Here is a 26,215-nt window from a genome sequence, read left to right as displayed (position 1 = left end):
AGGTCGACTGTGATCATCGATGATCGGCATCCGCTACGGCGGGCCGGAGTCGCTGTCACCTTACTGATCCTGCTGGCGATCGGTGTGGCCGGCAGTATTCTCCCCGAACGCGGCCTGCTGCACCTGCCCTCGCCGGTCGGCCAGATCGCTACCGCGACCGTGTCGGTGGCGGTGATCATCACCGTCACGGTTCGCCAGCGGTGGCTGCCGCTGCTGATGGCGGCCGCCATCGCGGAGCTCTTGCTCACCGGACGTCCGCCGCTGATGTTCGTCGCGATCTATCTCGGATCGCTGCGTGGCCGCCGGTTGCTGACGCTGTGCACCGCCGGGCTCGCGGTGATCGCCGCGGCGGTGACCGATCTCCTGCGCCGGACGGTTCTCGGCCAGGAGGGGTCGTCCGATCCGCTCGGCTGGCTGAGCTCCTTCGGGATCTACCTGCTGATGCCGGCCGTGGTGGGTAGTTGGCAGGGTGCACATCGACGGCTGGTCGCCGGTCTGGACGAACGAGCAGAACTGGCCGAGCGGGAACAGCAACTTCGGGCCGACCGGGCCCGGGCCGAGGAACGGGCCAGGATCGCCGAGGAGATGCATGATGTGGTCGCCCACCAGGTCTCGCTGATGGTCCTCTACGCCGGGGCGGTCGGGTCCCGGCTGTCCGCCGGGTCCGTCGATCGTCCGGTGGAGCAGCGGCAGGGATCCGACCGTCTCGGGACCGCCGGTGTGCTCGACCAGGTCGAGTTGATCAGGACGACTGGGCGGAGCACGCTGCGTCAGCTCCGTGAGGTCCTCGGCGTGCTGCGGCGATCCGGTGCCGAGGACGACGGTGACAGCGGCGCGTCCGACATCGATCAGTCCCAGCCGGGACTGGCCGAACTCGATGCGCTGGTCCGGTCGTCGCGGGCAGCCGGGCTCGAACTGTCGGTCGATCGGACCGATGATCCGGACGGACTGCCGACGCTGATCGACCAGGCGGCGTTCCGAGTGATCCGCGAAGCAGTGACCAATGTGATCAAACACGCCGGCCCGGTCGCCACTAGGATCGGACTGCTTCGACGATCCGACGGATTCGAGGTGTCGGTCCGCAATGGTCCACCGGCACCGGACCATGATCGACTTCCCGGAAGCGGCACCGGACTGGTCTCATTGCGACATCGGGTCGAGCTGCTCGGCGGCAGCTTCGACGCAGGGCCGCGGCCGGACGGCGGGTTCGATGTCCGCGCGGCCTTTCCGGTGGCTCAGCAGCACCCGGTCTCTCAGGAGCTCGTCTCGTGATCACCGTCATGATCGTCGACGACGAAGCACTCGTTCGGACCGGGCTACGGTTGATCCTGGAGCCCGCGGGTGACATCGAGTTGATCGCCGAAGCCAGTGATGGGCGACAGGCGGTGGACCTGGTCAGGACCCGTTCGATCGACGTGGTCCTGATGGACATCAGGATGCCGGGCACCAATGGGATCGCTGCCCTGGAAGAGTTGACGGCGCTTGCCCGACCGCCTCAGGTGATCATGCTCACCACCTTCGACCTGGACAGCCACATCCGTCGCGCCCTCCGGGCCGGGGCGGCAGGGTTCCTGTTGAAGGATGCATCGCCGGACGAGTTGATCAATGCGATCCGGACGGTCGCCACGGGCGATGCGATCCTCGCCCCGTCGGTGACGCGTCGACTGATTGCCGACTTCGCCGATCATGACGACGCCGGCGAGTCGTCTGCACGGAAGCGACTGGAGCCACTGTCGCCCCGAGAACGCGATGTCGCCTCGGCGGTCAGCCGCGGACTGTCCAATGCCGAGATCGGTCGGCAGTTGAGGATGACCGAGACGACGGTGAAGGCGCACGTCAGCAGGTCGCTGGCAAAGTTGAACCTGAGCAACAGGGTCCAGCTCGCGCTGCTCGCCCATCAGGCCGGGGATCCGGGGAAGTCGTGACCAGCCGGGACTGTCTGCAGCCGCCGATACGCTGCCGGCCATGACTGACGTACGCACCGTGCAGGTGACCTTCGATTGCGCCGATCCGCGAGCGGTGGGGCTGTTCTGGAACCAGGCCCTGGGCTATCAGGTCCCGCCACCGCCGCCGGGATTCGACTCCTGGGAAGCGCTGGATGCCACCCTGCCGGCCGATCAGCAGGGCAGCCGCTGGGCCGCGGTCGACCCCAACGGTGTCGGGCCGCGGCTGTTCTTCCAGCGGGTGCCCGAGCCGAAGCAGTCGAAGAATCGGCTGCACCTCGACGTCCGGGCCGCGCCAGGACTGGACGGGGATGAGCGGATGGCCGCCTTGGAGTCGGAGTGCGAGCGGTTGGTGGCGATCGGCGCGACGCGGATCAGCCGGACCGAGCCGGCACCTCCGATGGAGGGCGGGTTCATCGTGATGGCCGACCCTGAGGGCAACGAGTTCTGCCTGGACTGATGCGGGTTGCCGGGACTGATCCGGGTTGCCAGGACCCTACGGCGTACGGATTCGTCCGCGGATGGTCGCCATCGCGACGGCGGCAACGGTGACGGCCATCCCGACATATTGGGACGGGGCGGGATGTTCGTCCAGCACGATGGTCCCCAGGACGATGGCGGCCATCGGTTGGAGCAGCATCGCCGCGGCGGCGCGCCCCGCCGCCAACCGGACCGAGCCGTAGCCGATCATCACGAACGACAGCGCCTGGCCGCAGATCGCGACCATGATCAGCCAGAACCAGGCATGCGCATCCAGGTGGAGGTCGATGCCGTGCCCGATACCGCCGACGACCCCGATCACGGCAGCCGCCGAGGCGGTGCCGAAGGCGATCGGGGTGACCACCATTCGCCGGTCGGGGCGGCTGGCCGGACGGATCGCGAACAGATAGCCGGCATAGCAGATCCCGGCGGCGATGCCGAGCGCGGCGCCGCGGACCGGATGGGGCGCGTTCGGGTCGACATCGAGGATGCCACCGGTCAGACCGAGCCCGATGATCATCACCGGCAGTGCGATCAGGAACCGGCGCTGGATCTGCTCGCCGAGGAAGATCCGGGACAGCATCGGGAAGACCACCACCTGGATCCCGATCAGCACGGTGGCCACCGCAGCACCGGCGTCCAGGATGCTCTGGGTCCACATCAGATAGTCGGCGCCGAGCAGCACGCCGGAGCCCAACCCGAACAGCACCATCCGTCGGTGCGGTCGGCCGTAACGGCGCCATTCCAGGACCGCGATCGGTGCGAACACCAGCAGGGCCAGCGCACAGCGGAAGAATGCCGCGGTGTCGGCGGTCGTCCCGGACAGTTTGATGAAGGTCGAGGATGCGCCGACCAGCAGGCAGCCCAGCAACAGCGTCGGCAACGCCATCGGAGAGTGGTCGTCCGGACGCGGAGCCTGTGGCCCCGCGACGGAAGGACCGGCCGGTCCGATTCCGGCGGCCGGTCGGTCGTTGGTCACCCTGCCCTCGATCTCCTTCGCGTCTCCCACTCGTCCCATGGTGACGGAGATGACCGATAAGATCTAGCGAGAAATTCTAACCAATACTGCGAAGCAGGGCTGAGCAATAATGCATTGGGACAGAGTACGGATCTTCGAAGCCGTGGCGACACACGGATCGGTGCGCGAGGCGTCGGAGGAACTCGGCATCAGCGGCTCGGCGGTCAGCCAGCAACTCCGCAAGCTCGAGCGCGAGCTCGGGCAGACGCTGGTCGAGCCGTCCGGCCGCGGCATCCGACTGACTGCGGCGGGCAGTCTGATGGCCCGGCACGCGCGGGCGGTGGATCGGCAGTTCCGGCAGGCCGACGAGGAGCTCAGCCGGTTGTCCGGTGACATCGGCGGACGACTTCGGATCGGTGGTGTGATGTCGGCGCTGCGGACGCTGCTGGGACCGGCGACCGCGCGGCTGGTGGCCGAGCATCCGAAGGTCGAACCGGTGATCATGGACGGTGAGGCGCTGGAATTCGTCGAACTGTTGGCCACCCGCCAGCTCGACGTCGCGATCGTCGAGGCCTGGACCAGCAACACCTTCCCCCAGCTGTCCTCGCTGACCGCGCAGTTGATCTTGGACGAGCCCATCGACCTGGCTGTCCCGGCAGATCTGCCGGACCGTCCGAGGACCATCACCGAGGCTGCCGACCTCGATCTGCCGTGGGTGGTCTGCCCGCCGGGCAGCGGCGCATACCAGACCGTCACCGACGTGTTGCGTCAGGCCGGGCGGGAACCGGAGATCCGCTACCGGATCAGCGCCTATCCCAGCCAACTCGACCTGGTCGCCAGCGGGCTCGCGATCGCTCTGATCCCCCGGCTGGCACGGGAGAGCGCCGAGCAGCGGGACGTGACCTTTCTGCCGTTGGAGTCACCGCTGCGGCGCGGCCTGTATCTGATGACCCGGGTCGGTGACGACCGTCCGGTGGTGACCGAATTCGGCGCCTACCTGATGCGTCAGCGGGAGTTGATCTCTGCAGCGGATCGAGGCTGAGCCACCGTCCCCGGCGTCGGCCAGCTCTCACCGACCCACGCGGCGTTCCAGAACATCCACTCCCAGCGGGTCGCCCGCCGATAGGCGTCAGCCATGGCCTCGCGTACGGTCGGTCCGGCCCGGTCCGCGAGCAGATCGGTGTAGGCCTCCGCTGCGCGGACGGCCTCGGCGAAGGCGGGGTCGCTGTAGGCGCCGATCCAGTCTCGGTAGGGATGATCATCCGATCGCTCGTCCACCCGCTCGGAGGTTCGGACGGCCGGACCGGCGAGGTCGGTCTTGTTCACGATCCAGCAGCCGACCTCGGCATACACCCGGAAGCACGGCAGCACGGCGGCCATCCCGACGCCCAACGGCTGGAGCGCCGCCGCGGATCTCAGGCCCTCGACATAGCCGACGCAGGTCGGCGACGGTTCGGGAGCACCGGCGGCGTCCGGGTCGATTCCGCGGGGGAGCAGATAGCCGCGGTGCAAGGACCGTTCGGCCTCGATCGCCGACGCCGCCGATCGGGCCAGCATCACCCGGCCGTCCAGATCATCGGACCGCGCGGACAGCGTCGCCAGGGCCGCCGAATAGCCGTTGAGATAGTGCGCATCGTCGATCAGATAACGGCAGAACACCTGCTCTGGCAGTGATCCGTCCGCCAACGCGGTGAGGAACGGATGGGAGGTGATCGCGGTGAACCAGGCGCCGACCGATTGCCAGGCGTCCTCGGAGAATCCGCCCGTCGGGCTTCCGGTCGGTGCCGAGGTCTGCTGTGTCAGGCTCATCGATTCCTCCAGAGGTGGTCGACCGGTCCGTTGCCGGACCCGATGCCGAGCTGGGCACCGGCCCGCAGGGCGCCGGTGAGATAGTCCTTCGCGGCTCCGACCGCCGTGCGCAGGTCCGCTCCGCGGGCCAGGCCCGAGGCGATCGCCGAGGACAGCGTGCAGCCGGTGCCGTGGGTGTTGGTGGTGTCGATCCGCGGCGCGGAATAGTGCGTGATTCCCGAGTCATCGGCCAACACGTCAACACTCATAGCATCCTGATCCGGTCTACGGACTGATGGCTTGCCGTCGACAGGCTCGGGGCTCTCGGGCTGGAGATGTCCGCCCTTGATCAACGCTGCGCACCCGAGGTCACGCAGCGCGACGGCCGCAGCCTCCATCTCGTCCGGGCTGTGCGGAGCCAGGTTTCCCAACAGGGCAGCGGTTTCCGGGAGATTCGGCGTGATCACGGTACAGAGCGGCAGCAACGCCTCCTTGATCACCTCCGTCACCTCCGGGGTCACCAGCCGGTCACCGGAGGTGGCGACCATCACCGGGTCCAGCACGATCGCCGGACGGGGCCGGGTCCGCAGCACGTCGGCCACCGCTGCGGCGATCTCCGGGGTGGCCAACATGCCGATCTTGATCGCGCCGACCGCGAGGTCCTCCAGCACCGCAGTCAGCTGATCGGCGACGAAATCGGCCGGCACCGGATGGATCCCGGTCACGCCGTGCGTGTTCTGAGCGGTCAATGAGGTGAGCACCGCGGCCCCGTAGACGCCCAGTGCGGTCGCGGTCTTCAGATCGGCCTGGATGCCTGCGCCGCCGGACGGATCGGAGCCGGCCACACTGAGCATGATCGGCGTCGTCATGACCTGCCCTCTTTGGACTGGTCGACCTCGGCCACCAGGTCCTGTGCGGCTCGCCGGGGATCGTCGGCGGCACAGATCGCGGAGACCACGGCGACGCCGTCCGCGCCCGCGCCGATCACCTCTGCGGCATTGCCGAGATCGATGCCGCCGATCCCGACCAGCGGCAGCTCTGCCGGCAGCCGGTCCCGCAGACGGCGAACACCCTGCAGGCCGAACGGTGTGCTGGTGTCGATCTTGGTCGGGGTCGGCCAGACCGGGCTGGCCGCGACATAGTCGACGGCGGCTAAGGCCTGGTCGTCGCGCAGTTGATCAAGATCGTGGATCGACCAACCGATGCACACGTCGACGCCGAGCCGGCTCCGGGCGACGGCCGGATGAAGATCATCCGGCCCGACGTGGATGCCGACTCCTGGCACGGCAGCGGCTGCGTCGAGGTCGTCGTTGACGACCAGGGTGACGGCGGATCCGGCCAGCCGGTGAACGATCTGTCGCAGCATCCGGATCCGATGGTCGGTGCTGTTGATCTTGTCCCGCAGCTGCACGACGCGCACGCCGCCGGCCACCGCGGCCATGATCAACTCGACGGTCCGATCGGTGCTCGGTTCGGCGGTGACCAGGTAGACACCGAGGTTGCTCCGCACCTGCTCGTGGGTCGTGATCATGACTGATCGTCCCGATGCGACTCCTCGATCCTGCTGCCGACCTGATCGGCCGACAGGTCGGCCAACTCGTCCAGCAGCCGCCAGCGCAGTGAACCGGGACCGGCGGCGTCCCGGCCGGCTCGTTCGATGGCCACGGTGATCATCGCCAGAGCCGCCGCGGTCGCCGCCAGCCGGTCCTCACCGACAGCGCAACAGGCGGCGACCAGCGCCGTAGCCGAACAGCCCAGGGCGGTGATCATCGGTGCCCGCCGATCGCCGCCGTCGATGGTCAGCTGCCGCCGACCGTCGGTGACCAGGTCGCGTGCACCGGTGACCGCGACCACACAACCTGCTTCGGCGGCCAGCGCTGCGGCCTGGTCGCCGACCGCACTGCTGTCGGCGGCGCTGTCGACGCCACGACTGGCACCGGCGACACCGGCCAGGGCCAGCACCTCGCCCGCGTTGCCGCGGATCACCGTCGGCCGGTTGGTGAGCAGCCGGCCGGCGAGGTCGCGGCGATAGGAGGTGGCGCCGACGGCGACCGGGTCCAGCACCCAGGGAACACCGCGCTCGACCGCGACGGTGGTCGCGGCAACAATGCCGTCGGCCCAGTCCGGCGACGGGGTGCCGATGTTGGCGACCACGGCATCGGCGAGGCCGGCGAACTCGCCGGCCTCCTGCGGATGATGCACCATCGCCGGCGACGCGCCGGCCGCGTTCAACAGGTTGGCGGCCAGGTCCATCGAGACGTAGTTGGTGATGCACTGGACCAGCGGCCGCCGCGCGCGGAGTTGCTCGACGACGTGACCGGCCGCTGCCGCGGCATCGGTGACATCGAGGCTTGAGGTGGTGGTGACCGCTGGGGTGCGGGGTGCGTCAGAAGAACTGGGCACAGCAGACATCGCTCTGGCTCCCTTTCGCCGGCATGATCCGGATCAGGTTCGGCGGGTGTGATCTCAGCCCGATCCGTTCGGGCACCCCGGCCATCTCTGCGTCGACATTACCTCGGCCGGGCGGGGCCGTCGGACCCGGCCGTGCCGGACCGCCGTACCGGGGCGCGTCGGAGCCTCTGGTTAGGCTGGCGTCCGTGAGCTCGACTGTCACCCGCTGGCGTACCGAGGCCTATCAGCGCCTGCACGCCAAGATCGCCGCCGTGGTGGGGGACAAGACCGCCAAGGCCTTCGACAAGCTCGACATCCGCACGGTCGGCGATCTGTTGCAGCACGTACCGCGGCGCTACATGGCCGGCACCGAACTGAGCGATCTGGCCGATCTGCAGCCCGGCGAGGAGGTCGCGGTGCTGGCCGAGGTGGCCCGCACCCAGGCGCATGCGATGCAAGGCGGCCAGCGGGGCCGTGGCGCGCGTGGCCGATTGGAGGCCTGGATCACCAACGGGCGGCACGGCCGGCTCAATCTGACCTTCTTCGGCCAGCCCAAGCTGATCGACTACTGGGAGAAGCAACTGCACCAGGGCACCCGCGGCATCTTCGCCGGCAAGGTCGGTGTCTTTCATGATCAACTCCAGCTGTCCCACCCGGACTTCGTGATGCTGGACGAACACGGCCGGGTGGTCGGTGGTTCGAAGGCCAACGAGGCGATGGCCGAGGTCTCCCGGGCCGACCTGATCGGGATCTATCCGGCGACGGCCAAGCTGCGGACCTGGAACATCGCCGAGTCGGCCAACCTCGCGCTGGAGTTCTTCGAGGGGGCCGACGACCCGTTGCCGGCGTCGGTCCGGGACCGGGCCGGTGTGCTCGAGCTGACCGAGGCCTACCGCGCGGTCCACCAACCGCGGACCAAACCGGAGGCGGCTCGCGGACTGGAGCGGCTGAAGTTCGACGAGGCGTTCGCGATCGGGCTGGCGATGGCGCGCCGCAAGGCGCTGGCCCGTAGCCACGGGTCGGTGCCACGGCCACGGCGGGCCGACGGTCTGCTGGACGCCTTCGACGGGTCATTGCCGTTCAGCCTGACGCTCGGCCAACGGCAGGTCTCCGACCAGATCTTCGCCGATCTCGCTCAACCGCATCCGATGCAGCGGTTGTTGCAGGGCGAGGTCGGGTCGGGCAAGACCGTGGTGGCGATGCGCGCGATGCTCGGGGTGATCGACGCCGGCGGCCAGGCCGCGTTCCTGGCGCCGACCGAGGTGTTGGCCACCCAGCACTATCAGACGATCACCAAGATGTTGGGGGAGTTGGCCACCGCCGGCACGCTGGACGCGCCGGAGCATGCGACCCAGGTGGTGCTGATCACCGGTTCGATGCCGGCGGCGCGGAAACGGGAGGCGTTGTTGGCCGCGGCCAGCGGCGAGGCGGGGATCGTGATCGGCACCCACGCGCTGCTCAGCGATCAGGTCCAGTTCGCCGAGCTCGGGCTGGTGGTGGTCGACGAGCAGCATCGGTTCGGGGTCGAACAGCGGGCAGCGCTCGGAGCCAAGGCGACCAGCCAGCCGCACCTGCTGGTGATGACGGCGACGCCGATCCCGCGCACGGTGGCGATGACCAGTTTCGGCGACCTGGAGACGTCGGTGTTGCGGGAGATCCCGGCCGGTCGGTCCGAGGTGAGCACGGTCGTGGTCGACACGATCGCCGCGCCGGCCTGGGTGGACCGTGCCTGGCAACGGATCGTCGAAGAGGTCAAGCAGGGCCGGCAGGCCTACGTGGTGTGCACCCGGATCAGCATCTCCGACGTGCTCGGTTACGACGGACTCGAGGTGGTTCCCGACGATCAGGAGGAGGCACCGAAGACCCCGGCGATCGCGGTCGAGGAGCTGTACGGCGACCTCACCCAGGACGGCGGCCCGTTGTCCTCGATCCGGGTCGAGATGTTGCACGGCCGGCTGCCGGCCGAGCAGAAGGACGACGTGATGCGCCGCTACGCCGCCGGCGAGATCGACGTGCTGATCTCGACCACGGTGATCGAGGTCGGGGTCGACGTGCCGAACGCCTCGATGATGGTGATCTGTGACGCCGACCGGTTCGGGATCTCCCAGCTGCACCAGTTGCGTGGTCGGATCGGCCGTGGTGAGCATCCCGGGGTCTGCCTGCTGTTCAGCTCCAGTGATCCGATGAGCCAGGCCGCCGAACGACTCAGCGAGGTGGCCGCCACCCGGGACGGATTCCGGCTCGCCGAGGCCGATCTACGGCTGCGCCGGGAAGGTGACGTGCTGGGCGCCGATCAGTCGGGTCGGCGTTCGAGCCTGCGGCTGTTGCGGGTGCTGCGTGACCAGGAGCTGATCGCCTCGGCCCGGGAGATCGCCGACGGCTGCATCGCCGACGATCCCGAGATCGAGGATCCGGGACTGGCCGACATCGTCGACAAGATCGAGTCACCGGAATGGTTGGAGCGGGCATGATCAACAGCGTGATCGGGAACGGAGCTCGATGAGCCGGATCGTTGCCGGCAGCCGGCGGGGACGTCGACTGACGACCCCACCGGGTGACCGGACCCGACCGACCAGTGACCGGGTCCGGGAGGCGTTGTTCTCGATCATCGCCTCCTGGGCCGGGACGGCCGGGTCAGGGGCGGAGGATCAGTTGGCCGGGTTGGCGTTCCTCGACCTGTACGCCGGGTCCGGGGCCGTCGGGTTGGAGGCGGCCAGCAGGGGAGCGACCCGGGTGCTGATGGTCGAGTCCGATCGGCGGACCGCCAGGATCATCGGCGAGAACATCCGCGAACTGGACGTCGGCGCCCAGGTCCGGACCGGACGGGTGGAGGACGTGATCGGCTCCCCACCGCCGGGTGAATACGACGTGATCTTCCTCGACCCGCCGTACGAGTTGAACTCGGCCCGGCTGAGCGGCCAGCTGGCGACCCTGCTGGAGCAGGGCTGGATCACCGACGACGCCCTGGTGGTCGTCGAGCGGTCCGCGCGGAGCGAGGAACTGACCTGGCCGGAGGATCCGGCCGACGTCTGGACCAAGAACTACGGCGAGACCGTGCTGCATTTCTGGCAGCGATGATGGGTGGCCTGCGCCGCCGGCGCGGGTGTGAGTGAGCGAAGGGACAGCAGGGTGGCCGATGACGAGGCACAACAGCCGGGCAATGCGCAGCCACGGCGCGCGGCCTGCCCGGGATCGTACGATCCGGCGACCCGCGGTCACCTGGACATCATCGCGCGGACCGCGAGACAGTTCGACGTGGTGCACGTCCTGGTCGGCAACAACAGCAGCAAGACCGCGATCTTCACGCCCCGGGAGCGGGTCGAGTTGCTCGCCGAGGTGTGTGCAGACATCCCCGGTGAGATCGAGGTGCACCTGCTGGACGGGCTGCTCGTCGACTACTGCACCGCGCAGCGGATCGACTGCGTGGTGAAGGGGATCCGGGTCGCCGCCGACTTCGACTTCGAGATGCAGATGGCCCAGATGAACACGGCGATGAGTGGCGTGGAGACGCTGTTCCTGCCGGCAGCCGCACGGTGGTCGTACGTCTCGTCCAGTCTGGTCCGTGACATCGCCCGGTTCGGCGGTGACTTCGACCAGTTCGTCACCCCGGCGATCGCGGCCCGGACCCGGGCCAAGCTCGCAACATCGGGCGACGGTTGAGTCGTTCGGGTGTCGGGACGAGGTAATCCCGACCTGGAGGAGGCCGCTGAACAATTCGCTCCGCTGCGCGCCACGCTGCACAGACGCGGGCGCGTCGCGCTCGCTCGACGGGCCCCGGCCCGCCTTCGCTCCCGCGACGTGCCCGTGCACGCACATCGCGGTGCTCGCGACGAGCCAGTTGTTCAGCGCCCTCCTCGGGTCCCGCCACGGCGGGAAAGAACGTAAAGTTTGTATAACGGTCCGCAGCGACTAGATTCTTGTCCGCTGTGCGTCGGGATGTCGTCCGGTCACCCGGGAGGGGACCGGGCGGCTCGTCCAGCGGAACATGTAGCCACACGAATGCGCGCCCGGTAGACCCGGGACGGGAGGATTCATCGATGCCCGAGGAGCCGACGGCCGAGGCCCGGTTGGAGCAACTGCGGGAGCTGATCGCGTCTGCGCGCGCGATGCCGATGTCGGCGTCCTGCGTGGTCAACCGGTCCGAGGTGCTCAAGGTGATCGACGAGATCGCCGAGACGATGCCGAAGGAACTCGACGAGGCCCGCTCGGTGATCGAGCAGCAGAAGGCCAAGATCGCCGACGGCGAGGCGCAGGCAGCCCAGATCGTCGCCGACGCCAACCAGCACGCCCTGGACCAGGCCGCGCACAGTTCCCAGGTCAAGGTCGCCGAGGAACACGCAGCCAAGATCATCGCCGACGCCGAGCACGAGGCCGAGGCGCTGCGCCGTGAGGTCGACGTCTTCATCGACTCCCGGATGGCCAGCTTCGAATCGGTGCTGGCCAAGACCGGCAGCCAGGTCCGGACCGCACGCAAGCGGCTGGCCGACCGGAACGCCGAGCCGGCGGAGGACCGCCGGCAACGCGCGACCGAACTACCCACTCTCGACTGACCCCGCCCCAAGGACACCGTTCCCGCGCACTTTTGAGGCTGCCGCGCGAGCTGGAGGGCGTGCGGGAACACCGAAGTTGCGCGGGAACTGGTGTTACCGGGTGTGATTTGGCCAGGCCGACCGGGGACGGCTAGAGTTGGGCGTCGGTCATGACGATGTTCTGACCGCTGCGCTGAAGGGAACTGCTTGTGGATACGGCAGCTCGCTCGAGGGAACCGTACTCGGATCTGGTGATCGACACCCACGATCTGGGCCGGGGAGCCGGGCGGATGATGCAGGTCCAGCGGACCGCGGAGGCGCCAGCGGAGCTGGGGATCGAAGTGATCGGGGTACCCCAAGGCTCACCGATCGAGTTGGATCTGCGACTCGAATCAGTGGTCGAGGGAGTGCTGGTGACAGGCACGGCCGATGCTCGGTTGGCGGGGCAGTGCGTTCGGTGCCTGGTGGACCTGACCGATGAGACGGTCGTGGACTTCCAGGAGCTGTACGTCTATCCCGACAAGGAGTCCGAGGACACCGAGACCGAGGAAGAGATCAGGCACCTGAATGGTGATCTGATCGATCTCGAACCGGTGCTGCGCGACTCCGTTGTGCTCGACCTGCCGTTCCAGCCGCTGTGCCGGCCGGATTGTCTGGGTCTGTGTCCCGAGTGCGGGGCTGATCTGAACGCCGATCCGGAGCACGGTCACCAGGCCCCGGTCGATCCTCGGTGGTCAGGTCTCGCGGCATGGCCGGGCGAAGAGTCCTGAGAGCCAGGAAGTCCTGAGCAGACCGCAGGGCTGTGAAGTGACGCGGACGCGACAGTGTCCGTGGCGATTACGAGGAGAAGATCGTGGCCGTTCCGAAGCGTCGGATGTCCCGCAGCAACACCCGGCACCGCCGGTCGCAGTGGAAGACCTCCGCTCCCACCCTGGTCACCTGCGCCAATCCGGCTTGCCGGGAGAAGCACCTGCCGCACACCGCCTGCCCGGCCTGCGGTCAGTACGGTCCCCGCGGCGAACGCCGCCAGGTGCTGGCTTCCTGACCCACTCCCGTACGGGACAAACGATCTTGGCAGAGCAGCCGAATTCCACAGCGCACCCGGAACACCCGGGAGCCTTCGAGGTGCTGGCAGAGCTCGGGATCACCATCGATCCCGGGCTCCTTGATCGTGCCCTGACCCACCGTTCGTACGCCTACGAGCAGGGTGGTCTGCCCACCAACGAACGGCTGGAGTTCCTCGGCGACTCGGTGCTGGGGCTGGTGGTGACCGAACATCTGTTCAGCACCAACCCGGACATGAGCGAGGGCCAATTGGCCAAGCTCCGCGCCGCGGTCGTCAATTCCCGTGCGTTGGCCGAGGTCGCCCGTGGGCTCGACCTCGGCTCCCTGGTCAAACTGGGACGCGGCGAGGAGACCACCGGTGGCCGAGACAAGTCCTCGATCCTGGCCGACACCACCGAAGCCGTGATCGGCGCCGTCTTCGTCGCCGAGGGCATCGACAGCGCCCGCCGCTTCGTGCACCATCTCTTCGACCCGGTGATGGCCGAGGTCGCCACCCTGGGCGCCGGCCTGGACTGGAAGACCAGTCTGCAGGAGCTGTGCTCGCTGAACGGGCTGCCGGCGCCGCAGTACGTGGTGACCGAGACCGGTCCCGATCACGCCAAGACCTTCACCGCCCGGGTACTGATCGACGGCAAGCAGTACGACCCCGGCGTCGGTCACAACAAGAAGGAAGCCGAGCAGAAGGCCGCGGCCAGCGCCTTCAACGAGCTCCGCACCGCCGTCGAACAGCCGCTGGACGAGGTCGGTGCCCTGGTGGCAGCCGCCGACGAGGCAGCCGCCGAACCCGGATCCGGTGCCGGAGCTTCCTGAGGTCGAGGTCGTCCGACGGGGTCTCGATGAAGCGCTCGCCGGCCGGACGATCGCGGCCGTCGAGGTGCTGCATCCGCGGCCCGTCCGACGCCATCCGGGCGGACCCGCCGACTTCGCCGCCACCCTCACCGGCCGTACCTTCGATCACCCCCGACGCCGCGGCAAGTATCTCTGGCTGCCGCTGACCGACGGCGACGCGATCCTTGCCCACCTGGGGATGAGCGGCCAGTTCCTGGTCGCCGACGCAGAGATCGCGGATGCACCGAACACCCGGATCCGCTTCAGTTTCACCGACGGCGGGCCGCAGGTCCGCTTCGTCGACCAGCGGATGTTCGGCGGCCTGTCGCTGGCACCCGACGGCGCAGAACTTCCCGCCGAGATCGCTCACATCGGCCTCGATCCGTTCGACCCGGCGTTCGTCGCGGTCCAGGTCGCCGATCGGCTGCGCCGCAAGCGGACCGGCCTGAAGCGGGCGCTGCTGGACCAGAACGTGGTCTCCGGGATCGGCAACATCTACGCCGACGAGGCACTGTGGCTAGCCCGGCTGCACTACGCCCGGGCGACCGAACACACCACCCGCAAGCAGCTGGTCGAGTTGCTCGACGCCGCCACCGCGGTGATGGCGGCCGCGCTCGGAGAAGGCGGCACCAGCTTCGACGAGCTGTACGTCAACGTGAACGGCAACAGCGGCTACTTCGACCGTTCGCTCAACGTCTACGGCCGCGAGGGCGAGCCCTGCTCGCGCTGCGGGCACGCGATCCGGCGGGAGGCGTTCATGAACCGCTCCTCCTTCCGTTGCCCGCACTGCCAACGGGTGCCCCGACACACACACTGGTGACGTAGCGGCCGTCAGGAGGTCGGTTCACTCCGGACTTCGGGGAGGACCCGTGCGGCGGACAAGTCCGTCGCGTTCGAGGCCGCGCAGCGTCTGGGGCAGCATCTTCTGCGAGACCCCCTCGACCCGCCGTCGAAGCTCGGAGAACCGGGCGTCGCCGTCACCGAGCGCGCCCACGATGAGGACGGTCCACCGGTCGCCGATGTGATCGAGGATGCGTCTGGTCACGCAGCCCGAGCGATACGGCCGCCGCCCGGGGTCACCAGGTCACGGCGTTCAGCCGCTCGCGTCCCACTGAGGCGGTCACCGGTGTGAATCACGTCCAAGGTGATGTCACCGACCGGGTGGCGTTGTCGGCGATCGTCGCCGGTGCCGACGTCGTGGTCGGTCGAGCGGCCCCGCGCATCAGCCGCGAGTCGTCGGAACGGGAATCGGGCAGGGGCCAGGAGCGATGCCCGAGATCTTGGCGATCACGCCGGGCCGGGTGCTCATGCCGGAGACCGATTCAGTGATCTTGTGGGCTGTCAACGCGTCCCTGTCGAGCTCTGCGCCGGAACAGGCCCGGGGCAGTCCCGAACTCCCGACGGAACGCGGTGCCGAAGGCGAACGGCGACCCATACCCCACCTGGTGGGCGATAGCGGAGACCGGGATGTCGGATTCGCGAAGCAGCCGGGCCGCGGTGCTGAGCCGAACCCAGGTGAGGTACGTCATCGGCGGTTGTCCGATCAGCGCTGTGAACCTCCTGGCGAACGTGGTCTTCGACATGTTCACCGTGGCGCCGAGGCCTGCCACGGTCCACTCGTAACCGGGCTCGGCGTGCATCCGATTCAACGCCGCGGCCAGCAGCGGGTCGGCCAATGCCGCCGGCCAGCCTCGGCCGGGGTTGCGCGTGGACTCCTCGTCGAACCAGCCGCGTAGCAGGTCGACCAGCAAGAGATCCAGGAGCGCGGGCAACGAGGCATCCGTGCCGGGGCGCGGATGCGCGAGCTCGGCACTGAGCAGGTCGACCACCGAGCGCAAGGAGCCGTGCCTCTCCGACGAGAGGAGCAGGAAGCCCGGCAACGTCCGCAGCAGCGGGTGGGCATCGCCGCGGTCGAGTCGGTAGGCGCCGCACAGCAGATCAGCGTGCACGTCTCGCGGGTCAGCCGGATCCTGCGTCTCGGCCGAGCTCCCCAGCTCGGCGGCGGGCAGGTCGTCGACGACGCGGTCGGCCCGGTCGGACATGCCGTGCCGGGCGCCGTGCGGCAGGAAGACCACGTCGCCCGCGCTCAGCTGTACCGGCTCTCCGTGCGGTGGCACGAACCAGCACGAGCCGTGCAGCAGCACGTGGAAGCCGGCACCGGGGTAGGGCCCGTAGCTGTTGCCCCACATGCCGGTCCGCCGGGTGCGGTTGAACTTGGCGCGTCCTGCTCGTGTCGACGCGATCACCTGACTGAACACGTCCATGCCGACAGCCTACGGAGGCGGACCTGGCACTGGTCGTCTCGCGTATGTCGATGGCGTTTCCACGCATGGAGACGGTCGACGGCCCTGCCTAGCGTGGTGGCATGACAGCTCAGCAGGCCTTTGTCGACACGATCGAGCTCGGCGACGTGCGCCTCACCAGGGTCGTCGAATGGCAGGCGCCGATGGCTCCGGCCCGCGACGTCTTCCCCGGCACCACCGACGAGACCTGGCGGTCCCATCAGGACTGGCTCGCGCCGCATTTCTGGGACCCGGCAACCACCTTTTTCCTGACGTACGTGCAGACGTGGGTGCTACGCAGCGAGGGTCGAACGATTCTCGTCGACACCGGGCTCGGCAACCACAAGGAGCGTCCCTACGTCGACCAGTGGTCGCGTCTGAACAGTGACTTCGTCGGTCGTCTCGCCGCGGCCGGGGTCGCCCCCGAGGACGTCGACGTCGTGGTCAACACGCACCTGCATGCCGACCACGTCGGCTGGAACACGCGCCTCGACGGGCGCGCGTGGATTCCGGCGTTTCCCAACGCCGAGTACGTCATCCCTCGCGCGGACTACGACTTCTGGAACCCACTCAACGCTCACCCCAAGCGCGGGTCGCTCGCCGGGATCAATGCGGCGCTGGGGAACCAGAACATGTTCGAAGACAGCGTGCTGCCGGTTCGTCGCCACGGCAGGGCGGTGCTCTGGGAGGGCAGCCACCGCATTGACGCCAACCTGTCGCTCGTACCTGCGCCCGGTCACACTCCTGGGTCCTCGGTACTGGTGCTCGAGTCCCGTGGGGATCGGGCTCTGTTCGTCGGCGACCTGATGCACACGCCGCTTCAGCTGGCCGAGCCTGGCGTCGAAGCCTGCCTGAGCGAGGACGTGCCCGCAGCGGTACGGCAGCGAGGGCGGTTCCTCGAGCTCGCCGCAGACACCCGGTCGCTCGTGCTCCCGGCGCACCTGCCCGGCCACGGAGCGGTTGAGGTGAAGCGGGAAGGCAATGCCTACGCCGTCAAGGAGTGGGCGAGGTTCACCCCGACCGACAGGTGAGCCCTCGGGTGCAGTCGTCGGCACGATCGAGATGTTGTGTCAATTGGTTGTATCCCGGGCTGAGGCCGCCGACCGCGTAACTCATACGACATCGGGATCGCGAGTCGTCGCCCACGTATGAAGTTCTGCGGCGACAGGACCAGCCCTTGCTCGATGGCTGCTGGTCCGCGGCGTACGAGTCTTGGTGCCGTTTGGAGGGTACCGATCAGTTACCGCTGCGCCGGACGGCGAAATCGAGGCTGAACTACTCGGGACCGAAGCTGGCTCGGCCGGATTGGAAGTAGGACCGCACGGACGGCGGCAGCCACAGCAGGCCGAGCATGATCAGGTGGATCGCGTCGGTGACAACGACGACGATCAAGAACGGCGTATCGGCAGTTGCCGACAGCAGGCCGAGCACCGAAGCGGTGACCAGATAGCTGCTGAGCGCGATCCGCGCCCACCGGCGACCGCTCCAGGTCTTGGCGGTGAACCACGCGACCAGCACGACCGCCACCCCATGGAACACGGCGGTGTATCCGATCACCGCGGCGAAGGCGAAGCCTCGATGGGCCGGCGGAAGATCGGGCCGACTTCGCAGCACGGAGGCCATCGTTGCTACATGATCAAGAAGCATCCCGACCGGTAGCCCGACCAGCAGGAGCACACTCAACGCCGCCCCGACGACGAGCGCTCGAAGCGCCGAAGGCTGTCGCCATTTGACACCGTCGGTTGTGTCGACGGCGCGGGACGAGTGGTGCGGCACAACAGGCACCCTATCAATACAGTCGTATTGTCGCGGCTGTCGGTCGGCGGCCCGGTCCTGCGTGTTGCGCGGGAACGGGGCGCCCGCGCCGTACGGTAAGGATGTGAACGCGTTCTGGAATCGCTGGCGCAAACAACTCGCCCAGGTTTCCGTGCCGTCGCGGTCGGCGGCCGGGCAGTCGGGGCTGAGTCCGATGCTGCTCGATGATCTTCGGCAGACGCTGCAGCCGGTGGCCCGGGACTGCGCGGCGATCAGTCTGGCCGGTGCGGCGACGTCGCCGATCCAGAGCTTCCTGAGCGGCCATCCGTTCCTGCCGCCGGGTGCGGTCTGGCCGGAGGGGATCGGCGGACCGCAACTGTTCCTCGGCCAGCTCAATTTTGCCGAGGTCGGCGCGCTGTCGGACTTTCCGGCCGCCGGACTGCTGCAGTGGTTCGTCGATGCCGACGAGAACTGGGGACTGACCGTCGACGCTTCGGCGGGATCAGCGGGTTTCACTGTGCGGTGGTATCCCGATCCGGTCGCCGACGGCAGCCCGAGCCCGGACGCGCCGACCCCGACCGATGCGCACGATGAATTGCCGATGGAGTTCGTCGGCGCGACCGCATTGGAGTTCGCGCCCGGGATCAGTATCCCGTCCTGGGACGAGCTGACGCCGGCCGTCCGCGCCGACTCGGTCTGGGAACGGATCGCCCTCGCGTTGGGCGAGAGCAGATCCGAGCCGGCCTTCGTCTACGAAGAGTATCTGCGTGGCAGTGCGAGCCCGTTGGCCGATCATCGGGCGACCAGCAAGATCGGCGGCTTCCCGTCCTTCACCCAACACGACCCGCGCGGAACCGGCGGCTACCCGGCCGTCGACACCGGTCTTTCGGAGTTGATCATCGAACTTGATTCGATGGACGTCGGCGGCTGGGGCGACTCCGGGGTTGCTCATCTGTTCGGCGATCCTATGGCCCTGGCCGCCGGTGACACCAGCGGTGTGAGGTATCACTGGGACTGCCTGTAGCATCCAGGAACCGTGCAGCCGCATCCGGCGAAACCGTTCCGACGAAGGAGTCTCGACCCATGGCCGACCACATCATGGCCATCGATCAAGGTACGACGAGCAGCCGCGCAATCATTTTTGATCATGAAGGCAAGAGTGTCGCCAGCGGCCAGCTCGAACACGAGCAGATCTTCCCGCGAGCCGGCTGGGTCGAGCACGATCCGATGCAGATCTGGGACAACGTCCGCGAGGTGATCGGACACGCCCTGGCCAAGGCCAACCTGACCCGGCACGACATCGTCTCGATCGGGATCACCAACCAACGCGAGACCACCGTGGTGTGGAACAAGACGACCGGCAAACCGGTCTACAACGCGATCGTCTGGCAGGACGTCCGAACCCAGAGCATCGTGGACCGGCTGGCCGCCGACGGAGGCACCGACCGGTTCGCCGACCGGACCGGACTCCCGTTGGCGACCTACTTCGCCGGGACCAAGATCAACTGGATCCTGGACAACGTCGACGGCGCCAGGAAGGCGGCCGAGGCAGGCGACCTGCTGTTCGGCACCACCGACAGTTGGGTCCTGTGGAATCTGACCGGCGGCGTCGACGGAGGTGTGCATGTCACCGACGTCACCAACGCATCCCGGACCCTGTTCATGGACCTGGAGACGTTGGATTGGCGCGACGACATCCTGGACGTCTTCGAGGTGCCGCGGTCGATGCTGCCGCAGATCCGCAGCAGCTCGGAGGAGTACGGCACCGCCTCGTCGCAGAGCCTGCTCCGGGAGACGCCGATCGCCGGCATCCTCGGAGATCAACAGGCGGCGACCTTCGGCCAGGCCGCCTTCGACGCCGGTGAATCGAAGAACACCTACGGCACCGGCAACTTCTTGATCTTCAACACCGGCGAGGAGATCGTCCGCAGCCAGAACGGTTTGCTCACCACTGTCGGCTACAAGCTCGGCGACGCGGCACCGCACTATGCATTGGAAGGGTCGATCGCGGTCACCGGATCACTGGTGCAGTGGGTCCGGGACAACCTCGGCCTGATCTCCTCCGCACCGCAGGTGGAGGAATTCGCCCGTCAGGTCGACGACAACGGCGGCGCCTACATCGTGCCGGCGTTCTCCGGGCTGTTCGCACCCTACTGGCGGCCCGACGCGCGTGGCGCTCTGGTCGGGCTGACCCGCTACGTCAACAAGTTCCACATCTCTCGGGCGGTACTGGAGTCGGTGGCCTACCAGTCCCGCGACGTGATCGAGGCGATCAACAGCGATTCGGCGAACAGTGATCTGGGTGCCGACCTGGCGGAGTTGAAGGTCGACGGCGGGATGACAGCCAACGACACCCTGATGCAGTTCCAGGCCGACATCCTCGGCGTGCCGGTGGTCCGGCCGGTGGTGGCCGAGACGACTGCTCTGGGGGCGGCGTACGCGGCCGGTCTGGCCTCCGGATTCTGGCGGGACCAGGGCGAGTTGCGCGCCAACTGGCAGCAGGACAAGCGCTGGGATCCGTCGATGGACGCCGCCGAGCGTGACCGTCTCTACCGCAACTGGAAGAAGGCGGTCGACCGGACCCTGGACTGGGTCGACGACGACGTCGAATGACCGTGAGCCCGTCCCGGGGATCCTGAGTCCGTCTTCGGATCCTGAGCCCGACGGGGGACCGTAGGGTGATCCGGTGCCCGTGCTCGTCCGACCCGATGTCAGATTCCATCGTTCGTTCCTGGCGGCTCTCCAGGAAGGGCTGGCGCTGGAGGAGGAAATGAGCGCCGCCTACCTGTTCACCGGCGACCAGACGACGCTGGCCGATCCGCAGGTCTTCGCCGACTACGTCGAGAAACTGCTCGCCGACGTCCGCGAGGAAACACCGAGACCGGAACACTTCGTGCCGGGCACGGCGCTGTGGTGGGTGGACGGTACCCAGTTCCTCGGCCGGATCGCGATCCGGCACCGGCTGAACGACTGGCTCCGCAACGGTGGCGGGCACATCGGTTACTGGATCCGCCCGTCGGTCCGGCGGCGGGGCCATGCCCGGGCCGCCTTTCTCGCCGGCTTGTCGCACGCGCACCGGTTGGGGATCGACCCTGCGCTGGTCAGCTGTGACGACGACAACATCGGTTCCCGGAAGGTCATCGAGTCCGCCGGCGGGGTCTTCGAGCGACCCTTTGACGGCAAGCTGCTCTACTGGGTGCCGACCGGTACATCGACCGAACAAGGTCACAACGGCAGCTGAGAACGGCTCCGCAGGAGCCCAGGGGGCCTCTCAACAAGCACGCGACATTCGTCACAGCGCCCGCGTGGCCCGCGCGCCACGACCGCGGTTCGGTCGGTGGGTGACGGTAGGCTCGTTCGATCGTGAGACGTCTGGGCCACTTCCTGTTCGTCCGACATCGCCACAACTGGGCGCAGCTGATCCGGTTCGGGCTGGTCGGCGGCTCCGGCGCGCTCGTGAACATGCTGGTCGTGATCATCCTGAAGAAGGTCGGACCCAGCTATCGCGACGTCTTCCTCGACCTGCCGCTGACCGACTTCAACGTTCGCTGGTATCACGTCATCGTCACCATCGCCTTCCTGGTGGCGAACTTCTGGAACTTCTGGATCAACCGGCGCTGGACCTTCCGGACCACCAAGCATTCCTCCTGGTACAGCGAATATCCGCCGTTCCTGGCGGTCGGCGCGATCGGCCAGGTACTCAGCCTCGGCCTGGTCACCGCACTGATCCACTCCGGGTCGCCGATCTCGCTGCCGGACCGCGTCTTCGACGACTCCAGCGGCTTCCGGACCAAGCTGTATTGGGCCCAGCTGATCTCGATCGTCGTCGTCACCCCGGTCACCTTCCTGGTGAACAAGTTCTGGACGTTCTCCGCGGTCCGCAGCGGTCGGCCGACCAAGCTGGTGCCGATCGACGGCGAGGTACCCGACGATCAACCCAGCCGGCCGGAGCCGGTGCAGCCGACCCAGGCGATCGAGGAGTTGACGACCCACGGGCCGGTGCCGCCGGCCTCGCCGGACCCGTCCGTGGTCGAGCCCGACGTCGGCGCGGCCGAACCGGACCCGTCCTCCGCCGGCAGCGACACCCGAGCGGTCAGCTGAACCAGACGGCCCTCGCCGGGTCGTCGGGCAGGCCCGGTGCGGCGCGTTGTCCGGCCAACGTCGTCACTCCCGTTTACAGTGGCCGAGGAGTAACGGCTGCCTTCCCCGGCCGGTGCCGTCGGTACGTCGCTTGTCGGTTCGTCCGTTGTGGGCGAGTGCTGGCAAGCTATGACCCCGATCGAGCACCGTTCAGCCCGATCAGCACAGTTCAGAGCTGACGCACGAGAGAAGGGGAACGCAGGCGTGTACCTCAAGAGCCTGACCGTGAAGGGCTTCAAGTCCTTCGCCTCGGCGACGACGCTGAATTTCGAGCCCGGCATCACCTGTGTGGTCGGGCCGAACGGTTCGGGCAAGTCCAACGTGGTCGACGCGCTGAGCTGGGTGATGGGCGAGCAGGGCGTCAAGTCGCTGCGCGGCGGCAAGATGGAGGACGTCATCTTCGCCGGCACGTCCGGCCGGGCTCCGTTGGGCCGGGCCGAGGTCACGCTGACCATCGACAACGCCGACGGCGCCCTGCCGATCGACTACTCCGAGGTCAAGATCAGCCGGACGATGTTCCGCAACGGCGGCTCGGACTACGAGATCAACGGCAACAAGGCCAGACTGCTCGACGTCCAGGAGCTGCTCAGCGACTCCGGCATCGGCCGCGAGATGCACGTCATCGTCGGCCAGGGCCAGCTGGACACCATCCTGCAGGCCACCCCGGAGATCCGTCGTGGCTTCATCGAGGAAGCCGCGGGCGTGCTGAAGCACCGCAAGCGCAAGGAGAAGGCGCTCCGCAAGCTGGAGTCGACCGAGACCAACGTCAACCGACTGAACGACCTCGTCGCCGAGGTCCGCCGCCAGCTGAAACCGCTCGGCCGGCAGGCCGAGGTCGCCCGCAAGGCCGCCGTCATCCAGGCCGACGCCCGCGACGCGAAGTCCCGACTGTTGGCCGACGACCTGGTGCAGGCGACCCTGTCGCTGCAGAACGACCTGGCCGACGAGGCCCAGCTGAAGGAACGCCGCCAGGAGTTGGAGGCGAAGCTGGAGACGGCCCGCAGCACCGAGATCGCCGCCGAGGAGACCGTCCGGCAGCAGGTGCCACGACTGAGCGCCGCCCAGGACGTCTGGTATTCGCTGGCCGGGCTGCGGGAGCGGGTCGCGTCCACCATCTCGATCGCCGCCGAACGGGTCCGCAACGCCCACGACGAGTCGACCGAGGAGCGTCAGGGCCGCGATCCGGAGCAGCTGGAGGCCGAGGCCGAGGAGGTCCAGGCCCAGGAGGACGAGCTGGCCGCCGAGGTCGAGCTGAAGGCCGAGGCTCTGGAGTCCGCCACCGAAGCCCGGCATCGGTCCGAGGACGCCCACGCAGCCGAGGAGCAGCGGCTCGCCGGACTGATCCGGGCCGCGGCCGACCGGCGCGAGGGGCTGGCCCGGCTCGGCGGTCAGGTCAATTCGATGCGCAGCCGCGCCGAGGCTGCCGCCGATGAGATCGGCCGGCTGACCGCCACCCTCGAGCAATCGGCATCGCGGGCGGAGAATGCGGCCCGCGAGTTCACCGCACTGGAAACCCGGGTCGCGTCCTTGGACGACGGCGAGTCGGACCTGGACACCGAACACGAGACCGCCAGCGAGCGCCTGGAACAGATCGAGGCGGAACTGGCCACGCTGCGTGCCGAGGAAGCAGCGGCCACCTCCCAGCGCGGTGCGCTGGCCGCGCGGTTGGAGGCTCTGCAGCTCGGCCTGAACCGCAAGGACGGCGCGGCAGCACTGCTGGCCGCCGAGGGCATCTTTACCGGAACCGACGGCGTCAACGATCTGCTCGGCACGGTCGCTGCCCTGGTCAGCGTCGAGGCCGGCTACGAGACTGCGGTGTCGGCGGCGTTCGGCGCGGCGGCCGATGCGGTAGCGGTCACCGGGCTCGATGCCGCGGTATCGGCGTTCGATCACCTGCGCGCCGAGGACCTGGGGCGGGCCGGCCTGCTGCTCGCCGGCGGGCCCGACGGGGACGGCCCCGTGGACTGGCCGACCCTGCCCAGCGGGGTCCGCTACGCCGCCGAGGTGGTGAGCTGTCGCGACGACCTGCGCCCGGCGGTCAACCGGGCGCTCCGCAAGGTCGCGGTGACCGACGACCTCGACCAGGCCAAGGACCTGATCCGTACGCTGCCCGACGTCACTGCGGTGACCAAGGACGCCGATCTGCTGTCCGCGCACTACGCCGCCGGCGGATCCTCGGCCCAGCCGAGCCTGATCGAGGTCCAGGCCGCGGTGGACGAGGCGGAGCAGCAACTGGCCGAGGTCACCCACACCTGCGATCGGCTGAAGTTCGCCCAGGCCGAGCTGACCGAACAGCACGCCGACGCCCAACAGCAGGTCGAGTACGCGTTGGCCAAGCTGCACGAGTCCGACGCCCAGATGGCCGCACTGGCCGAGGAGTTGGGGCAGCTCAATTCCGCCGCCCGGTCCTCCCGGGAAGAGTCCGACCGGTTGCAGAAGTCGATCGCCGAGGCCGAACAGGCCCGCGAGGAGACCGAGGCCAAGCTGGAGGAGTTGGAGGCTCGGCTGGAGGCGGCCAGCGCCGACGAGACCGACGAGGAGCCCGACCCGGCAACCCGGGACCGGCTCGCCGAGGAAGCACGGTTGGCTCGCGCGGCCGAGATGGAGGCCCGGCTGGGTCTGCGGACCGTCGAGGAACGGGTCCGGGCGTTGTCCGGCCGGGCCGACGCGCTGCGCAAGGCCGCCGACAACGAACGCGCCGCCCGGGCCCGCGCCCAGGCCCGCCGGGAACGGATGATCCGCGAGGCCAAGGTCGCCGCCGCGGTCCAGACCGCCGCAACCTATCTGGCCGGTCGGGTCGAGGAATCGATCAGCCTGGCAGCCGCCGAACGGTCCGAGGCCGACGCCGCCCGGGCCGAGGCCGAGGAGTCGCTGACCGCTGCCCGGCGGACGGTCCGGGAGCTGGGCGGCGAGCTGGAGTCGTTGGTCGACACCGTGCACCGCGACGAGATGGCCCGCGCCGAGCGGCGGATGCGGATCGAAACGTTGGCCGAGAAGGCGATGAACGAGATCGGCGTCGAGGCCGAGACACTGATGCAGGACTTCGGCCCGGAGGTGCCGGTGCCGGTGCTGGTCGACGCGGACGGAAACGCCCTCGACCTGGAGAACATGCCCGAGGAGGAACGGCCCGAGCCGGTCCCGTACGTGCGGGACGAACAGGCCAAGCGGCTGCGCAAGGCCGAACGGGCGCTGACCCAGCTCGGCAAGATCAATCCGCTGGCGCTGGAGGAATTCTCCGCGATGGAGGAGCGGCATGCCTTCCTCGCCGAGCAGGCCGAGGACCTGCGCAAGACCCGCGAAGACCTGATGGCGATCATCGCCGACGTCGACGCCCGCGTCGAGCAGGTCTTCGCCGAGGCGTACGCCGACGTGGAGCGGGCCTTCAACCGGGTCTTCGCCCGACTCTTCCCCGGCGGCGAAGGCAGCCTGGTGCTGACCGAGCCCGGCAACTGGCTGACTACCGGCGTCGACGTCAAGGCCCGCCCGGCCGGCAAGAAGGTCAGCCGGCTGTCGCTGCTGTCGGGTGGCGAACGCTCGCTGGTGGCGGTCGCGTTCCTGGTCTCGCTGTTCATCGCCCGTCCGAGCCCGTTCTACATCCTGGACGAGGTGGAGGCCGCGCTGGACGACACCAACCTCGGGCGGCTGCTGGAGATCTACGAGGAGCTCCGGGAAAACTCCCAGCTGCTGGTGATCACCCACCACAAGCGCACCATGGAGGTCGCCGACGCGCTCTACGGGGTGACCATGCGAGGCGACGGGGTGTCGGCCGTGATCAGTCAGCGGTTGCGCGAGGGTGAAGAGTCGGTCGCCTGATCGGCTCACCTGGGGAGCCCGTCGACGGTCCGTGGATCTGGCGGTGACCACCACCGAATGTGAGCGGGTGGTCGTTCTTCGGGCTATATCACAACTATGGGCTCACACTCGGTGCGGTCGGCTCAGCGGGCACGAAGGACTTTCAGTAAACGTTCATGCGGTTGTGGGCGACACGCGGCCCCTCGGAGCCCTCTTGCGGGATAACTTAGGACCCGGCTAGGAGAATGTCGGGGTACGTGTGGT

Annotated in this window: 26 protein-coding genes, 1 pseudogene and 1 riboswitch; of the genes and pseudogenes, 19 read left to right on the top strand and 8 right to left on the bottom strand. The window is 68.4% G+C overall.

The genetic code is table 11. The features are described from left to right. The first annotated feature begins 9 nt into the window (after nucleotides 1-9). Genes BLU38_RS02945 through BLU38_RS02935 form a run of 3 tightly spaced genes read left to right on the top strand, consistent with a single transcriptional unit; the run spans nucleotide 10 to nucleotide 2,403 of the window. Nucleotides 10-1,272, top strand: a complete 1,263-nt coding sequence (locus BLU38_RS02945) for a sensor histidine kinase (protein WP_091519603.1) — start codon at nucleotides 10-12, stop codon at nucleotides 1,270-1,272. Further along, complete coding sequence (locus tag BLU38_RS02940) at nucleotides 1,269-1,925, top strand: response regulator transcription factor (RefSeq protein WP_091519599.1); 657 nt, start codon at nucleotides 1,269-1,271, stop codon at nucleotides 1,923-1,925. The genes BLU38_RS02945 and BLU38_RS02940 overlap by 4 nt, the downstream gene beginning before the upstream one ends. 40 nt (nucleotides 1,926-1,965) lie before the next feature. After that, complete coding sequence (locus BLU38_RS02935; protein WP_091519596.1) at nucleotides 1,966-2,403, top strand: VOC family protein; 438 nt, start codon at nucleotides 1,966-1,968, stop codon at nucleotides 2,401-2,403. A gap of 36 nt (nucleotides 2,404-2,439) precedes the next feature. Here the strand turns inward: BLU38_RS02935 and BLU38_RS02930 are convergent, their stop codons facing one another. Continuing rightward, on the bottom strand, nucleotides 2,440-3,432 hold the full coding sequence (locus BLU38_RS02930; protein WP_172836056.1) for a DMT family transporter: 993 nt from the start codon (nucleotides 3,430-3,432) through the stop codon (nucleotides 2,440-2,442). A 79-nt stretch (nucleotides 3,433-3,511) separates the two neighbouring features. Here BLU38_RS02930 and BLU38_RS02925 point away from each other — a divergent pair, with 79 nt between their 5' ends. After that, nucleotides 3,512-4,423, top strand: coding sequence for a LysR family transcriptional regulator (locus tag BLU38_RS02925; RefSeq protein ID WP_091519588.1), 912 nt, complete (start codon nucleotides 3,512-3,514; stop codon nucleotides 4,421-4,423). On the opposite strand, the gene BLU38_RS02920 is transcribed toward BLU38_RS02925, so the two are convergent. The 4 genes from BLU38_RS02920 to thiM all read right to left on the bottom strand — a co-directional run bounded on the left by BLU38_RS02920 (nucleotide 4,387) and on the right by thiM (nucleotide 7,581). Next, nucleotides 4,387-5,190: a TenA family protein gene (locus BLU38_RS02920; RefSeq protein WP_091519585.1), complete on the bottom strand. Its 804-nt coding sequence runs from the start codon at nucleotides 5,188-5,190 to the stop codon at nucleotides 4,387-4,389. The two genes, BLU38_RS02925 and BLU38_RS02920, sit on opposite strands and share 37 nt — an antisense overlap. After that, a complete protein-coding gene (gene thiD / locus BLU38_RS02915) occupies nucleotides 5,187-6,038 on the bottom strand; it encodes a bifunctional hydroxymethylpyrimidine kinase/phosphomethylpyrimidine kinase (RefSeq protein WP_091519582.1) in 852 nt (283 codons plus the stop codon). Before thiD ends, BLU38_RS02920 begins: the two co-directional genes overlap by 4 nt. Then, nucleotides 6,035-6,700: a thiamine phosphate synthase gene (gene thiE, locus BLU38_RS02910; RefSeq protein WP_091519578.1), complete on the bottom strand. Its 666-nt coding sequence runs from the start codon at nucleotides 6,698-6,700 to the stop codon at nucleotides 6,035-6,037. Before thiE ends, thiD begins: the two co-directional genes overlap by 4 nt. Further along, nucleotides 6,697-7,581: a hydroxyethylthiazole kinase gene (gene thiM, locus BLU38_RS02905; protein WP_091519572.1), complete on the bottom strand. Its 885-nt coding sequence runs from the start codon at nucleotides 7,579-7,581 to the stop codon at nucleotides 6,697-6,699. The genes thiE and thiM overlap by 4 nt, the downstream gene beginning before the upstream one ends. Beyond that, a riboswitch (TPP riboswitch) is annotated at nucleotides 7,574-7,671 on the bottom strand. (Overlaps the previous gene by 8 nt.) Nucleotides 7,672-7,748: 77 nt before the next feature. On the opposite strand from thiM, the gene BLU38_RS02900 reads away from it, so the two are divergent. The 8 genes from BLU38_RS02900 (at nucleotide 7,749) to mutM (ending at nucleotide 14,802) form a co-directional block, all read left to right on the top strand. After that, entirely contained in the window at nucleotides 7,749-10,031 is a 2,283-nt protein-coding gene (locus BLU38_RS02900; RefSeq protein ID WP_091531758.1) for an ATP-dependent DNA helicase RecG, read from the top strand. Between the two features lie 28 nt (nucleotides 10,032-10,059). Continuing rightward, nucleotides 10,060-10,638: a 16S rRNA (guanine(966)-N(2))-methyltransferase RsmD gene (gene rsmD, locus BLU38_RS02895; protein ID WP_091519568.1), complete on the top strand. Its 579-nt coding sequence runs from the start codon at nucleotides 10,060-10,062 to the stop codon at nucleotides 10,636-10,638. A 51-nt stretch (nucleotides 10,639-10,689) separates the two neighbouring features. Beyond that, nucleotides 10,690-11,220 (top strand): pantetheine-phosphate adenylyltransferase, encoded by a 531-nt coding sequence (coaD, locus tag BLU38_RS02890; protein WP_091519564.1) that lies wholly within the window; start codon nucleotides 10,690-10,692, stop codon nucleotides 11,218-11,220. 377 nt (nucleotides 11,221-11,597) lie between these two features. Then, the gene (locus tag BLU38_RS02885; protein ID WP_091519563.1) at nucleotides 11,598-12,110 is read left to right on the top strand and encodes a hypothetical protein; all 513 of its coding nucleotides are present in this window, start codon (nucleotides 11,598-11,600) and stop codon (nucleotides 12,108-12,110) included. A 188-nt stretch (nucleotides 12,111-12,298) separates the two neighbouring features. Next, nucleotides 12,299-12,859: a YceD family protein gene (locus BLU38_RS02880; protein ID WP_091519560.1), complete on the top strand. Its 561-nt coding sequence runs from the start codon at nucleotides 12,299-12,301 to the stop codon at nucleotides 12,857-12,859. An 83-nt stretch (nucleotides 12,860-12,942) separates the two neighbouring features. After that, nucleotides 12,943-13,134, top strand: coding sequence for a 50S ribosomal protein L32 (gene rpmF / locus BLU38_RS02875; protein WP_091519558.1), 192 nt, complete (start codon nucleotides 12,943-12,945; stop codon nucleotides 13,132-13,134). Between the two features lie 26 nt (nucleotides 13,135-13,160). After that, nucleotides 13,161-13,964: a ribonuclease III gene (gene rnc, locus BLU38_RS02870; protein ID WP_091519556.1), complete on the top strand. Its 804-nt coding sequence runs from the start codon at nucleotides 13,161-13,163 to the stop codon at nucleotides 13,962-13,964. Further along, nucleotides 13,948-14,802 (top strand): bifunctional DNA-formamidopyrimidine glycosylase/DNA-(apurinic or apyrimidinic site) lyase, encoded by an 855-nt coding sequence (mutM, locus tag BLU38_RS02865; protein ID WP_091531755.1) that lies wholly within the window; start codon nucleotides 13,948-13,950, stop codon nucleotides 14,800-14,802. The genes rnc and mutM overlap by 17 nt, the downstream gene beginning before the upstream one ends. Before the next feature lie 24 nt (nucleotides 14,803-14,826). On the opposite strand, the gene BLU38_RS02860 is transcribed toward mutM, so the two are convergent. Continuing rightward, entirely contained in the window at nucleotides 14,827-15,027 is a 201-nt protein-coding gene (locus BLU38_RS02860; protein WP_091519554.1) for a winged helix-turn-helix transcriptional regulator, read from the bottom strand. Between the two features lie 74 nt (nucleotides 15,028-15,101). Between BLU38_RS02860 and BLU38_RS32265 the strand changes: the two are divergent. After that, nucleotides 15,102-15,311, top strand: a pseudogene (locus BLU38_RS32265) (hypothetical protein); the annotation flags it as partial. Here BLU38_RS32265 and BLU38_RS02855 read toward each other — a convergent pair. Next, a complete protein-coding gene (locus BLU38_RS02855) occupies nucleotides 15,305-16,246 on the bottom strand; it encodes an AraC family transcriptional regulator (RefSeq protein ID WP_091519550.1) in 942 nt (313 codons plus the stop codon). The pseudogene BLU38_RS32265 and the gene BLU38_RS02855 overlap by 7 nt on opposite strands. 101 nt (nucleotides 16,247-16,347) lie before the next feature. Here BLU38_RS02855 and BLU38_RS02850 point away from each other — a divergent pair, with 101 nt between their 5' ends. Further along, complete coding sequence (locus BLU38_RS02850) at nucleotides 16,348-17,295, top strand: MBL fold metallo-hydrolase (protein ID WP_091519547.1); 948 nt, start codon at nucleotides 16,348-16,350, stop codon at nucleotides 17,293-17,295. 244 nt (nucleotides 17,296-17,539) lie between these two features. On the opposite strand, the gene BLU38_RS02845 is transcribed toward BLU38_RS02850, so the two are convergent. Then, on the bottom strand, nucleotides 17,540-18,040 hold the full coding sequence (locus BLU38_RS02845; protein ID WP_091519543.1) for a hypothetical protein: 501 nt from the start codon (nucleotides 18,038-18,040) through the stop codon (nucleotides 17,540-17,542). 103 nt (nucleotides 18,041-18,143) lie between these two features. On the opposite strand from BLU38_RS02845, the gene BLU38_RS02840 reads away from it, so the two are divergent. The 5 genes from BLU38_RS02840 (at nucleotide 18,144) to smc (ending at nucleotide 25,972) form a co-directional block, all read left to right on the top strand. Continuing rightward, on the top strand, nucleotides 18,144-19,043 hold the full coding sequence (locus tag BLU38_RS02840) for a YwqG family protein (protein ID WP_091519539.1): 900 nt from the start codon (nucleotides 18,144-18,146) through the stop codon (nucleotides 19,041-19,043). Between the two features lie 59 nt (nucleotides 19,044-19,102). After that, nucleotides 19,103-20,632: a glycerol kinase GlpK gene (gene glpK / locus BLU38_RS02835; protein ID WP_091519536.1), complete on the top strand. Its 1,530-nt coding sequence runs from the start codon at nucleotides 19,103-19,105 to the stop codon at nucleotides 20,630-20,632. Nucleotides 20,633-20,705: 73 nt separating this feature from the next. Next, complete coding sequence (locus BLU38_RS02830) at nucleotides 20,706-21,260, top strand: GNAT family N-acetyltransferase (protein ID WP_091519534.1); 555 nt, start codon at nucleotides 20,706-20,708, stop codon at nucleotides 21,258-21,260. Between the two features lie 122 nt (nucleotides 21,261-21,382). Beyond that, complete coding sequence (locus BLU38_RS02825; protein ID WP_091519531.1) at nucleotides 21,383-22,120, top strand: GtrA family protein; 738 nt, start codon at nucleotides 21,383-21,385, stop codon at nucleotides 22,118-22,120. 243 nt (nucleotides 22,121-22,363) lie between these two features. Further along, nucleotides 22,364-25,972 (top strand): chromosome segregation protein SMC, encoded by a 3,609-nt coding sequence (smc, locus tag BLU38_RS02820; protein WP_091531751.1) that lies wholly within the window; start codon nucleotides 22,364-22,366, stop codon nucleotides 25,970-25,972. Nucleotides 25,973-26,215 lie beyond the last annotated feature (243 nt).

Source organism: Microlunatus soli, from assembly GCF_900105385.1.
Classification (GTDB): domain Bacteria; phylum Actinomycetota; class Actinomycetes; order Propionibacteriales; family Propionibacteriaceae; genus Microlunatus; species Microlunatus soli.
Note: the sequence above shows the minus strand (reverse complement) of the source record. Positions and strands in the feature narration are given on the sequence as shown.

Excerpts from the sequence above, each read along its gene's own strand:
- BLU38_RS02850 (WP_091519547.1), top strand. The coding sequence starts at position 16,348 with ATGACAGCTCAGCAGGCCTTTGTCGACACGATCGAGCTCGGCGACGTG.
- thiE (WP_091519578.1), bottom strand. The coding sequence starts at position 6,700 with ATGATCACGACCCACGAGCAGGTGCGGAGCAACCTCGGTGTCTACCTG.
- thiD (WP_091519582.1), bottom strand. The coding sequence starts at position 6,038 with ATGACGACGCCGATCATGCTCAGTGTGGCCGGCTCCGATCCGTCCGGC.
- BLU38_RS02885 (WP_091519563.1), top strand. The coding sequence starts at position 11,598 with ATGCCCGAGGAGCCGACGGCCGAGGCCCGGTTGGAGCAACTGCGGGAG.
- rsmD (WP_091519568.1), top strand. The coding sequence starts at position 10,060 with ATGAGCCGGATCGTTGCCGGCAGCCGGCGGGGACGTCGACTGACGACC.
- BLU38_RS02920 (WP_091519585.1), bottom strand. The coding sequence starts at position 5,190 with ATGAGCCTGACACAGCAGACCTCGGCACCGACCGGAAGCCCGACGGGC.
- BLU38_RS02855 (WP_091519550.1), bottom strand. The coding sequence starts at position 16,246 with ATGGACGTGTTCAGTCAGGTGATCGCGTCGACACGAGCAGGACGCGCC.
- BLU38_RS02935 (WP_091519596.1), top strand. The coding sequence starts at position 1,966 with ATGACTGACGTACGCACCGTGCAGGTGACCTTCGATTGCGCCGATCCG.
- thiM (WP_091519572.1), bottom strand. The coding sequence starts at position 7,581 with ATGTCTGCTGTGCCCAGTTCTTCTGACGCACCCCGCACCCCAGCGGTC.
- glpK (WP_091519536.1), top strand. The coding sequence starts at position 19,103 with ATGGCCGACCACATCATGGCCATCGATCAAGGTACGACGAGCAGCCGC.
- BLU38_RS02925 (WP_091519588.1), top strand. The coding sequence starts at position 3,512 with ATGCATTGGGACAGAGTACGGATCTTCGAAGCCGTGGCGACACACGGA.